9 protein-coding genes are annotated in these 12,138 nt (G+C 67.3%); 6 read left to right on the top strand and 3 right to left on the bottom strand.

Annotated elements, in window-relative coordinates:
- Positions 1–48 precede the first annotated feature (48 nt).
- Entirely contained in the window at positions 49–909 is an 861-nt protein-coding gene (locus U3A55_RS11185) for a sulfurtransferase (protein ID WP_330991589.1), read from the bottom strand.
- Positions 910–1,119: 210 nt separating this feature from the next.
- Here U3A55_RS11185 and U3A55_RS11180 point away from each other — a divergent pair, with 210 nt between their 5' ends.
- Positions 1,120–1,908, top strand: coding sequence for a sulfurtransferase (locus U3A55_RS11180; protein ID WP_330991588.1), 789 nt, complete (start codon positions 1,120–1,122; stop codon positions 1,906–1,908).
- Here the strand turns inward: U3A55_RS11180 and U3A55_RS11175 are convergent.
- Positions 1,901–2,890, bottom strand: a complete 990-nt coding sequence (locus U3A55_RS11175) for an AI-2E family transporter (RefSeq protein WP_330991587.1) — start codon at positions 2,888–2,890, stop codon at positions 1,901–1,903. The two genes, U3A55_RS11180 and U3A55_RS11175, sit on opposite strands and share 8 nt — an antisense overlap.
- An 83-nt stretch (positions 2,891–2,973) precedes the next feature.
- On the opposite strand from U3A55_RS11175, the gene U3A55_RS11170 reads away from it, so the two are divergent.
- Positions 2,974–4,092, top strand: a complete 1,119-nt coding sequence (locus U3A55_RS11170; protein WP_330991586.1) for a thiamine ABC transporter substrate-binding protein — start codon at positions 2,974–2,976, stop codon at positions 4,090–4,092.
- A complete protein-coding gene (locus U3A55_RS11165) occupies positions 4,053–5,954 on the top strand; it encodes an ABC transporter permease (RefSeq protein ID WP_330991585.1) in 1,902 nt (633 codons plus the stop codon). Before U3A55_RS11170 ends, U3A55_RS11165 begins: the two co-directional genes overlap by 40 nt.
- 141 nt (positions 5,955–6,095) lie before the next feature.
- Here the strand turns inward: U3A55_RS11165 and U3A55_RS11160 are convergent, their stop codons facing one another.
- Positions 6,096–6,773 (bottom strand): class I SAM-dependent methyltransferase, encoded by a 678-nt coding sequence (locus U3A55_RS11160; protein ID WP_330991584.1) that lies wholly within the window; start codon positions 6,771–6,773, stop codon positions 6,096–6,098.
- 195 nt (positions 6,774–6,968) lie between these two features.
- On the opposite strand from U3A55_RS11160, the gene U3A55_RS11155 reads away from it, so the two are divergent.
- The 3 genes from U3A55_RS11155 (at position 6,969) to uvrB (ending at position 12,129) form a co-directional block, all read left to right on the top strand.
- Positions 6,969–7,406 carry a DUF2391 domain-containing protein gene (locus U3A55_RS11155; protein ID WP_330991583.1) on the top strand — a complete coding sequence of 146 codons (438 nt, stop codon included), beginning with the start codon at positions 6,969–6,971 and terminating at the stop codon, positions 7,404–7,406.
- Positions 7,407–7,538: 132 nt separating this feature from the next.
- Complete coding sequence (locus U3A55_RS11150) at positions 7,539–9,923, top strand: PKD domain-containing protein (RefSeq protein WP_330991582.1); 2,385 nt, start codon at positions 7,539–7,541, stop codon at positions 9,921–9,923.
- 154 nt (positions 9,924–10,077) lie between these two features.
- Positions 10,078–12,129: an excinuclease ABC subunit UvrB gene (gene uvrB, locus U3A55_RS11145; protein ID WP_330991581.1), complete on the top strand. Its 2,052-nt coding sequence runs from the start codon at positions 10,078–10,080 to the stop codon at positions 12,127–12,129.
- Positions 12,130–12,138 lie beyond the last annotated feature (9 nt).

Below are 12,138 nucleotides of genomic sequence, written 5' to 3'. Positions count from 1 at the left end.
GACTGCGGGGGCCTTCTAGGCATCGTCCGCGGAAAGAATGAATTCGGGTTATTCGCCCTGTTCGATGGGGGCGTCGACGAGGTTCCCCCATTCGGTCCACGAGCCGTCGTAGTTGGTGACGTCGTCGTAGCCGAGGAGTTCGCTGAGCGCGAACCACGCGATGGACGAGCGTTCGCCGATGCGGCAGTACGCGACGACCTCCTGGTCGTTCGTCACGCCGGCGTCCTCGTAGAGGTCGGCGAGTTCGTCTTTCGTCTTGAAGGTGCCGTCCTCGTTGACGGTCGCGGCCCACGAGACGTTCTGCGCGCCGGGGATGTGGCCGCCGCGTTGCGCGGTCTCCTGGAGTCCCGGGGGTGCGAGAATCTCGCCACTGTACTCCTCGGGCGAGCGCACGTCGACGAGCGGGATGCCGCGGTCGATGGCGGTCTCCACGTCGTCCCGGTACGCGCGGATGCCGTCGAACGGCCCGCGCGCGTCGTAGTTCTGTTCAGGGAACTCGGGGACTTCGTCCGTGGTCGGGTAGTCGTTCGCGACCCAGTAGTCGCGGCCGCCGTCGAGGAGTTTCACGTTCTCGTGGCCGTAGTACTTGAACTGCCAGTAGGCGTAGGCGGCGAACCAGTTCGAGTTGTCGCCGTACAGCACGACGGTGCTGTCCTCGGTGATGCCGTGGGAGCCGAGGAGGTCCGCGAAGTCCTCCTTTTCGAGGATGTCGCGCTGCACCTGGTCCTGGAGTTGGGTCTCCCAGTTGAACCCGATCGCGCCGGGCGCGTGGGAGTCGTCGTAGGATTCGGTGTCCACGTCGACCTCGACGAGGCGGTAGTCGGGGTCGTCGGATTCGAACTCGGCGAGGTGCTCCTCGACCCAGTCCGCGCTCACGAGCACGTCGTTCGCGTAGTCGTCTTGTGCCATGCTATCCGAGTATTGTTCGGCCACCCACATAACCTCACTCACCGTCGGCAGGAACCCCCTCTCGAACGCAGTACAGGAAAGTATTACTATCTTCTTCGGGTTGAGTCGCAGAATACGTCGAGTACGCGCCAATTACCGGTAGTTGTTGCCGGTACGTCGGTGGCGTGTCGCGTCCCGCGAGGCTAAGGACGGGGCGTTCATAGTTCGGGTATGAGCGAGACGGACGCCCTCGTGGTGCCGACGTCGTGGGTCGCCGAACGCCTGGACGACCCGGACGTGCGCGTGGTGGACGTGCGGGACGCGTGGGAGTACGACGGCATCGGCCACGTTCCGGGCGCGGTGAACGTCCCCTTCGATTCGTTCCGCACGGCCGACGGCGAGTCCGGGATGATGCCGCCCCGCGAGCACTGGACCGACCTGCTCGCCGAGGCGGGCGTCACGCCGGAGACGCACCTCGTGGCGTACGACGACACGCACGGCGTGTTCGCGGCGCGCTTCCTCGTCACCGCGCTCTACCACGGCCATCCCATCGAGCGCCTCCACCTCCTGAACGGCGACTTCAGTTCGTGGACGCGCGACCACGCGTCCGCCACGGAGTCGGTGTCGGTCGAACCGACGATGTACGACCCCGAGCCGCCCGCGGAGACGCCGTTCGTCGGCGCGGACGCGGTGGCGGCGGCGAGCGAGGGCGACGCGGTGGTCGTCGACACCAGGCGGCCCGAGGAGTACGCGGAGGGACACATCCCGGGCGCGGTGAACCTGGACTGGAAGGACCTCGTGGACGAGGACACCCGGGGCATCAAGCACCCGGACGAACTGGAGGTCGTGCTCGGCGAGAAGTGCATCGTGCCGGGCGAGCGCGTCGTCCTCTACTGTAACACGGCCCGGCGCATCAGCCACACGTTCGTCGTGCTGCGGTGGCTGGGGTTCGCGGACGTGCAGTTCTACGAGGGCAGCCTGACGGAGTGGCGCGAACTCGGTCGGGAGGTCGTCAGCTAACGCGCTCCCGGTTCTGTTCTGCGGCGAGGAGGCGGACGCCCTCGGCGAGGAGCGCGGCGACGAGCGGGCCGGCGATGATTCCGACGGGGCCGAGCGTGAGCAGTCCGCCGGTGAACCCGACGAAGTAGAGGCTGCCGGGGAGGTTCGCGGTTTCGCGGGCGAGCCGCGGGCGAATGAGCACGTCGGGGAGCCACGCGACGAGCGTGCCGGCGACGACGAGGACGAGGACGGCGCTGGTCACGTCGCCGGTGGTGAGGTGGTAGCCGGCGAGCGCGAGCACGACGACGCTGGGGCCGACGACGGGGAGGAACTGGAGGACGCCGGCGGCGAGCGCGAGCGTCGGGAACGGCCCGTAGCCGAGCGCGAAGAAGACGGGGAGCGCGATGAGGAACGTCCCGAACCCGGTGGCGGCCTGGAGGACGTAGATGGCGTAGAGGGTGGCGCGGGCGCGGTCGGCGAGCGCGCTCGTCACGTCGTGGTAGGTGTGGGGGATTGCGGCGAGGACGGCGCGCTCCACGTCCTGATGGTGGATGAGGAGCGCGAAGACGAGGAAGGCGAACACGGTGAGTTTGAGGGCGAGCGTGGGGAGGGCGGCCGCGGCGTCGACGGCGAGCGCGCTCACGGCGTCGCGGGCGGCGGCGAGGAGCGTGCTGACGTCGACGACGATAGGCGTGTCGAGGACGACGAGTGTGAACGAGGAGGGGATTTCGCGAATGAGTCGCATGAGGTCGTCAGCGCGCCGGGCAAGTAGGAGCGTGATGGAGGCGAGTGCGAGCAGGAGGCCGGTGGTGACGACGACGGTGGTGGCGGCGGCGGCCGGCCACGGCGGGAGGCGGTCGTTGAGCCGCCGGTAGAGCGGCGCGAGGAGGTACGTGACGGTGAGCGCGAAGAAGACTGTTCCCAGCACGTCGAACAGTACGGTCGCGGCGAGACTCGCGAGCGCGGCGACGAGGACAGTGAGGGCGACGCGTCGGGACGGCACGCCCAAGGGTTCTCCGGCACCGGAGTTAACGCTTCGGTACGGAAGCGCCCGATTTATGTACCACCTAGTGAAACAACCGAGTAATGAAGCGGCGAACGTACCTCAAGACCGGCGGCGCGGCGGCCATCGCGGGCCTCGCCGGCTGCCTTAACGTTACCGAATCGGAGGACAGCACGACCACCGACGGCACCACGGGGGGCACGACCGAGGGGACGACAACCGGGACGACGAGCGAGCCGGACGAACCCCTGACTATCGCGACCTACGACTCCTTCTTCGGGGACGAAGGCACCGCCGGGAACTGGCTGAAGCAGGCGTGGGAAGCCGAACACGACACGAAAGTCGAGTTCACCGCGCCCTCGAACGGCATCAACGAGTTCATCAGCCGGAAGAAGCAGAGCGCGGGCATCGACGCCGACCTCTTCGTCGGCCTGAACACGGGCGAACTCGTCCGCGTGGACGAACAACTCCCCGACGCACGACTGTTCGACACGCCCGACGGCCTCCAGCACGCGAGCCGCATCAAGGACAGCCTCCAGATAGACCCGGAGCGGCGCGCGCTCCCGTACGACACGGGCTACATCAGCCTCGTCTACAACAGCACGGAAATCGAGGAACCGCAGACGTTCGACGACCTCACCAGTCCCGCCTACGAGGGCGCGCTCCTCGCGGAGAACGCGCAGACGAGCGACCCCGGCCGCGCGTTCCTCCTCTGGACCATCCACGAGATGGGCGAGGAGAACTATCTCGACTACTGGCAGGACCTCGTGGAGAACGACGTGCGCATCCTCGACGACTGGCAGCCCGCGTACAACGCGTTCATGAACCGCGAGCGCCCCGTCGTCGTCTCGTACTCCACGGACCAAGTGTACTACAACAGCGAGGAAGAACTCCCCCGCCACCAGATCGGGTTCCTGAACGACCAGGGGTACGCGAACCCCGAGGCGATGGCGCGCTTCGCGGACACGAACCAGCCCGAGACCGCCGCGGCGTTCATGGACTTCGTGCTGACTGACGAGGCGCAGGCGAACATCGCGGTGAACAACGTCCAGTTCCCGGCGACGACGACCGCCGACCTCCCCGACGAGTACGACCAGTACGCGCACGAGCCGCCGGAGCCGGTGACGTTTACGTACGATGAGCTCGCAGGAAACCTCGACGGATGGATAAACGAGTGGGCGCGCCAGATAGCGAGCAGCTAGCGCCGACACCGGCGCGAACGCTCCTGCTCGCGACCGGGCTGGCGACCCTGCTCGTCCTGCTCGTCGTCTTCTACTATCCCGTCTGGACGGTGTTCGAGAACGCCGTCCTCAGAGAGGGGTACGGCGTCTTCGACGCGCTCGCGAACCCGCTCGCGGCCGTGACCCCCGACGTGTTGCTGGGCGTCCTCTCGGACCCGTTCTTCCTCGGCGCGGCGCACACGCTGTTCGAGGCACCGCTGCGCGTGCCGGGCGACGTGGCCGCGTGGACGGTTGAACTCCTCACGACCGCACGGCCCGCACTCGCCTCGCGGCCGCCGTTCGTCGTCCTCGTACACGACGCGGGGAACGTCGACTTCGGCCTGTTCGGCTTCACCGCCTACCAGGCCGTCCTCTCCACCCTCCTGAGCGTCCTGCTCGGGCTGCCGGGCGCGTGGGTTCTCGCGCGCTTCGAGTTCCCGGGCCGACAGACCCTGAAGTCGCTCACCATCCTCCCGTTCGTCCTGCCGTCCATCATGGTGGTCGCGGGGTTCGCCGCGACGTTCGGGACGTTCGGCACCGTGAACAACGTCCTCGCCGCGCTCGGACTGGAACGCGTGCAGATGCTGTACACGCTCGAAATCGTCCTCGTCGCGCACGCGTTCTACAACGCGCCGCTGGTGACGCGGATGGTCGGGACGGCGTGGGAGAACGTGAACGCGAACGCCGTCGAGACCGCCCGCAGTTTGGGCGCTGGCCGCGTCCGGTCGTTCACGGACGTGGTGCTCCCCCAGCTCGTGCCCGCGCTCGCCGCGAGCGCGCTCCTGACGTTCGTCTTCACGTTCATGACGTTCCCCATCGTCCTCGGGCTGGGCGGCCTCCGCCTCGCCACGGTGGAGGTGTGGCTGTACGCGAGCGTGAACCAGCTCGACTACGAGACCGCGGCCGCGCTCGGCACCCTCGAAACCGCGTTCTCGCTGTTCTTCATGTACGTCTACCTCCGGTACGAGGCGCGGCGCGCGAGCAGCGGCACGGGGAAACCGCTCCCGCGCGAGCGGCTGTTCGACGCCGGGACGCTCCGCGACTGGCTGGTTCGCGCTGGCGTCGCCACCTACGGCTTCGTCGTTCTCGTTGTGTTCGTCCTGCCGCTCGCGAGCATGGTCCTCGCGAGTGTCGGCGGCGTCTCAGACCCGACGCTGGAGTGGTGGCGGCTGCTCGTCGAGCGGCAGGGCGGGAGTCGAACGCAGCCGTCGGTCGCGGTGTGGAACTCCCTGCTGTTCGGGCTGGGCGCGCTCGCGGTCGCGCTCCCAATGGGCGTCGTCGTCGCGGCGTTCAGCACGCGCGGCGGCCGCCTCCGCAAACTCGGCGACACCGTCCTGATGGCCCCCCTCGCCGTGTCGGGCGTCGTCGTCGGGTTCGGCCTGCTCCAGGGACTCGTGTTCGGCGTCGACCTCGGGCCGTACCGGGTGAGCGTCGTCGGCCCCGCGGTGGTCGTGATGGCGCACGCCGTCGCGGGCTACCCGTTCGTCGTGCGGAACGTCGCGCCGATGCTCGGAAGCATCGACAGCAGGGTCGTGGAGGCCGCGCGCAGCCTGGGCGCCGACCGCGCCCGCGCGCTCTGGGACGTCGAACTCCCCCTCGTCTGGCCGGGCGTCGTCGCGGGCGCGGCGTTCGCGTTCGCCATCAGCATCGGCGAGTTCGACTCCACCGTCATCCTCGCGGGCGAGAACGCGTACACGATGCCCGTCGCGCTGAAGCGTTTCCTCGTGGATAGGACGGCCGGCCCGAGTATCGGTCCCGCGGCCGCGATGGGGACCGTCCTGCTCGTCGTGACCGCGCTGAGTTTCGTCGTCATCGACTACGTCGGCGGGCGCTATCGGCCCTAACTCCACGCGAAACGGGAAGGTAGCGGACGAAGGAGCGAACGCGTCGCGGGCCGCGGAAGGGGGTGTGGGACGGGAGTGTATGGCACATCCCACCCAGCCACTCCCACACATACCTCTGTTTCGAGTGGAGCGGGTGGGCGGTCAGGGCGCGACGCCGACGGTGAGGAGCGTGCCGAGGTTCCGGTAGCGTTCGACCATCTCCTCGCGCGTGTCGAACTCCGCGCTCGGAAACGCCGATTCGTCCGGGATCTCGGTTTCGCGGTCCGCGACGTTGTCCTGCTCCGCCACGAACAGGCCCGCCTCGCGGAACGCCTGCCTGTATTCGTCGCGGCTCCACCGCGTCATCTCGACGCTGATGGAGTCCTGCCAGGCGTGCGAGTACGTGTTCTCCTCGTAGTAGTTCACCGCGCAGTAGAACGTTCCGCCCGGCCGCAGCACGCGCCGCACCTCCGAAAGCGTCTCCAAGGGGTCTGCGGAGTAGTAGAACGCCTCCATCGAGAACACGTGGTCGACGCTATCGGTCTCGAACGGCAGACTCCCGAAGTCACCGACCACGTACCCGACGCGGTCGTCGTCCGTGTAGTCGCGGGCGTTCCGCGCCATCTCCGGCGCGCCATCGAGCCCGTACGCCCGCCCGACATCCCGCTGGCGGAGCGCGCGGAGCGCGTACCCGCTCCCCGTCCCGAGGTCGAGCACCGTGTCGCCCGCCTCGACCGGCATCCGTGCGAGCACGTGCTTCGCGGTGTGCCAGTGTCGGTCCTCCATGCCTTTGTCGCGGCCAGACGCCGCCCACTCGTCGAACTCCTCGCGAACGCTCATACCCCACGAAGGAGGAGTGGGCAGGTATCGGTTGTGGTGTGGGCGAGTCCGAAGACACGAGGACTCGCCGAACGAGCGAGCGGGGAGGAACGACCCGCGAGCAGAACACGCGCGAACGACGTGAGAGTCCGCCGAATAAGCGAGCGGAAGAGCGGTCGTCGAAAGCGCCTTGGGGGTGGTGGTTCTGTTGCTGGTATGGTCGGGCGAGGGAGACGGTACGCGTTGGCGGACACCGCCCAGCAGGTGGTCGGGGGGTTCCTGTTGGCGGGACCGTTCGTGGTGACCGAGGAGGTGTGGGTGCTCGCGTCGGGGATGGGGTGGCAGCACGTCGTCGTGACGGTGCTCATCGTCTCGGGTATCGGGTACGGCGCGCTCTACAAGGCGGACGACGACCGCGACCCGGACCGGGAGGCGGAGGTCGGTGGGGTTCCGGTGCGCTTCCTGAGCCTCCTGCTCGTCGCGTTCGGGTCGGTGCTGGTGCTCGCGTTCGCGTTCGGCGCGCCGTCGACGTTCGCCAGCGCGGCCGACGTTCCGGCGGACCCGGTGCCGCTCGCCGCGCTCACGCTGAAGGCGACCTGCGTCGGCGCGATTTTCTCGGTCGTCGGCGCCGCCACCGCCGACTCCGTCTTTTAAACTCCCCTGATTTATCTAGTCGTCTCTACGGAAACTCGCTCACCCAGTATGTCCTGATATCGGCGGCCACAACCTTCAAGAGTGTAAAATCGGCGGGAAGGCATTTCCGTGTCTGTCGGATTCTAGGAGCAAATGGACCACGCAGACCGGGCAGTCGCGCTCACCCTCGTCGCGATGCTCGTCGTCGCCCCCGTCGCGACGAGTATCGCCGCGCAGAGCGCGACCGCCACGACCGGCGACACGGACCCGGTCGTGAAGGTCGCGTACGTCAGCGATGGCACGGGGAACCTCACGCTCGCGACAGCGTCCGGCGACACCATCGACATGGGCGTCAGCGCTGAAGTCGTCGGCCGCGCCGCGGATATGGACGACGACTACCGCGCCGAAGTCCCGTACGTGCAGAGCAACGGTGCGCTCTACGTGATTGACCGAACGGGCGAGAAGAAGAAGCTCGCGTCGAACGCGAAAACCGAACCGACTGGCTCGTCAGGATCGGTCGCGAAAATCGCAGTTGGCGACCGGAATGGCGACAGGACACGCGCCGTCTTCTTCGCGAGCGACAGCGGAAGTCTACAGAAAGTAACGTACAACGGAACCCCGGAGACGGTGGGCACCGGGTATAGCGCGCAGTCCGTTAGTGGCGTCGCGGACGTCACCGGCGACGGGACCGCTGAAGTCGTGTTCGTCCAGAACGAGGCGTTCCACTACTACAATACCTCTGGAGTCATCGAGAAGAGCTTCGGACCGAACCAGCCCGGCGAGATTGCCGCGCCACGCGACTTTAATCACAACGGCATCGCCCGCGTCCTGTACGTGAGCGGTAACAACGACCTCCAACTCGCGTACATGAACGGAACGAGGACCACGCTCACAGGCGGCGCTCAGAAGGCCCCCGTCGCGGCGGTGAACTGGACCGGAGACGAGACGCTCGAAGCGCTCTACTTCGGCAGTAGCTCGGAGAACACGGTCAAATACGCCACGCTCAGCGGGTCGACCGGTACGGTTCGAACTGACGTGGCGGAGAAACCGGGCATCGCATGGGTCCAGAACATCGACGAACCCCTGGGTTTCTCGAACTTCTCCGTCTCGAACGAGTCGGACTCACTCCGGGTGTCGTTCGACGCGACGGAGGACCTCGAATCGGTGTCGGTGAACGTCTTGGGTCCGGACGCCACCGACCTGACCCTCTCGGACTTCGACGAGGAGTCGAGCGGCGGCGATTACACGTACGTCGCGAACTACACGCCGACCGCGGACGGGACGTACGAGGGGACGCTCGACTCCGGCGAGGCCGTGGACGGCGACACGGCGAGTCCGGGCTACGAGGACAGCGCGACCATCGACCGGACGTTCGACGTGATGGACCTGAACGCGACCGCCGCGCCCGGCCAAGACCTGAACGTCTCGTTCGAGGCGACGGACGCCCTCGAATCGCTGACGCTCACCGTGGGTGGCGCGGAGAACGCGACGCTCGGCCTCGACGACTTCTCCACGAGCGATTCGAGCGCGCCCTACGTCTACAACGGCACGTACGACGGGAGTAGTGACGGGAGCTACACCGTGACGTTCGACTCCGCGTCCGCGCCCGAGGGGACGGACGACGAGAACCTCACCGAGAACGTGACCGTCGACCAAACAGGGGTGGCCGTGGAGAACGCGACGCTCGCGGACGCGACGAACGCGGACGGTCTCGTGAACGCCTCCGGGTCGGTGACCATCACCGCGAACGTCACGGGCGACGTGGGGAGCGTGACGGCTGACGCGTCCGCGTTCGGCGCCGGGACGGTCGCGCTCGACCACGCGGGCGGTGACACGTATCGCGCGACGGTCGCCGTGGACGCGGACGACACCAGCGGGAACGAGAGCGTTACCGTCACCGCGCGCGACGGGCAGGACGCCGTCGACACCGACACCTCCGACGACCTCCTGCTCGACGCCGCCGACCCCACCGTCGTCCTCGGCGAGAACCGCACCGTCGAGGTGGGTGAGTCCGTGACGTTCGCGCCCGAGACCGCGCGCGACGACGCGTCCGGCGTCGCCGACTACACGTGGAACCTCGGTCCCGCCGTCTCCGACAACCGCACGACGACGTACGCCTACGAGGACGCCGGAACGTACACGGCCCGCCTCGCGGTCACCGACGACGCCGGGAACACCGAGACTGCGACCCTCACCGTGAACGTCACCGCGGACACGGCGACGACCACGACGACCGAACCCGACTCGCCAGCGACGAACCCGACCGACCCGACCACGGACACGACCACCACCCCCGACGGGACGACTACATCCGACACGACCACCACATCGACACCGACGACGACAACCCTCACCACGACGACCACGAACACCACGACGACCAACAGTACGACCCCGACGACGACGGCGGCGTCCACGACCGAACCCGACCCGCCGGCGACGAGCACCGAATCGGCGGCAAGCGTGCCCGGGTTCGGCGTCGTCGTTTCCGTCATCGCGCTGCTCGCGGTCGCCCTCCTCGCGCGCCGCGACGAGTAACGGGCGTCAGCCTTCGGCCTTCCCGCGGGCGCGGTCCTTACGTTCCACCTTTTACGCGCTCGCTTCGCTCGCCCGTAAAACCTGGAGGGAAAAACTACGCTGCAGCGTTCCAACGAGCGCGGTCCTTACGTTTCTTCGTCCCCATGAACACGTAATGAGTGATTCCGAGGGTGCGTTACAGCCGGACCGGCCGGAGGCGGAGCAGCCGTTCCGCGTGGACGCGCCGTTCGACCCCGCGGGCGACCAGCCCGAAGCCATCGAAGCGCTCGCTGAGGGGTTCGAGAGCGGAGTGGACAAGCAGACTCTTCTGGGCGTGACGGGGTCGGGGAAGACGAACACCGTCTCGTGGACCATCGAGGAGATTCAGAAGCCGACGCTGGTCATCGCGCACAACAAGACGCTCGCCGCGCAGTTGTACGAGGAGTTCAAGAACCTCTTCCCGGACAACGCGGTCGAGTACTTCGTCTCCTACTACGACTACTACCAGCCGGAGGCGTACGTCGAACAGACCGATACCTACATCGACAAGGACGCGTCCGTGAACGAGGAAATCGACCGCTTGCGGCACTCCGCGACCCGGTCGCTCCTCACGCGCGACGACGTCATCGTGGTGGCGTCGGTGTCCGCCATCTACGGCCTCGGCGACCCGTCGAACTACGTCGACATGAGCCTCGAACTCTCCCGCGGCCAAGAGATAGACCGGGACGAACTCCTGGGTCGGCTCGTCGACCTGAACTACGAGCGCAACGACGTGGACTTCACGCAGGGCACGTTCCGCGTGCGTGGCGACACGGTCGAAATCTTCCCGATGTACGGCCGGTACGCCGTCCGCGTGGAGTTCTGGGGCGACGAAATCGACACGCTCCGCAAAATCGACCCGCTTGAGGGCGAGGTGAAGTCCGAGGAACCCGCGGTACTCGTGCACCCGGCGGAACACTACTCGATTCCCGAGCCGCGACTGGAGAACGCCATCGAACGCATCGAGAACGACATGGAGGAGCGCGTCGAGTACTTCGAGCGACAGGGCGACCTCCTCGCCGCCCAGCGCATCGAGGAGCGCACGACGTTCGACCTCGAAATGCTTCGGGAGGCCGGCTACTGCTCGGGTATCGAGAACTACACGCTCTACTTCTCCGACCGCGAGCAGGGCGACGCGCCCTACACCTTACTGGACTACTTCCCCGACGACTTCCTCACCGTCATCGACGAGTCCCACCGGACCGTCCCCCAAATCAAGGGACAGCTCGCCGGCGACAAATCCCGGAAGGAGAGCCTCGTCGAGAACGGCTTCCGCCTCCCGACCGCGTACGAGAACCGCCCGCTGAGTTTCGAGGAGTTCGAGGAGAAGACGGACCAGACGCTCTACGTCTCCGCGACGCCGAGCGACTACGAGCGCGACGTGTCGGGGAACGTCGTCGAGCAGATCGTTCGCCCGACCTACCTCGTGGACCCCCAGATCGAGGTGTCGCCGGCGGACGGCCAGATAGAGGACTTAATGGACCGCATTCAGGACCGGACGGAGCGCGACGAGCGCGTGCTCGTCACGACGCTCACGAAGCGCATGGCCGAAGACCTCACCGAGTACCTCGAAGAGGCGGGCGTGGCGGTCGAGTACATGCACGACGAGACCGACACGCTGGAGCGCCACGAACTCGTCCGCGGCCTCCGACTGGGCGAGTTCGACGTACTCGTGGGCATCAACCTCCTCCGCGAGGGGCTGGACATCCCGGAGGTGTCGCTGGTGGGGATTCTGGACGCCGACCAGCAGGGGTTCCTGCGGTCGCGCACCAGCCTGATTCAGACGATGGGGCGCGCCGCCCGGAACGTGAACGGCGAAGTCGTCCTGTACGCCGACGAGACCACCGACGCGATGGCGGACGCCATCGACGAGACGCAGCGCCGCCGCCGCATCCAGAAGGAGTTCAACGAGGAGCACGGCACGACGCCGAAGACGATAGAAAAGGCGGTGTCGGAGACGAACCTCCCCGGCGCGAAGACCGACACATCCGGCGTCTCCGGGGACGGCCCCGAAACCGAGGCGGAAGCCCGGGAACGCATCGAGGTGCTCGAAGAGCGGATGCGGGAGGCCGCGGACAACCTCGAGTTCGAACTCGCCGCGGACATCCGGGACCGCCTGCGCGACCTCCGCGAGGAGTGGGACTTCGAGACGAAGGACGCCGGCGTCGAGCCCGAGGCGGACTGGTAGTCCGGTGGA

Source organism: Salarchaeum sp. III, from assembly GCF_036418315.1.
Classification (GTDB): Archaea; Halobacteriota; Halobacteria; order Halobacteriales; family Halobacteriaceae; genus Salarchaeum.
The sequence above is the reverse complement of the archived record's forward strand: the minus strand, read 5'-3'. Positions and strand labels throughout refer to the sequence as shown.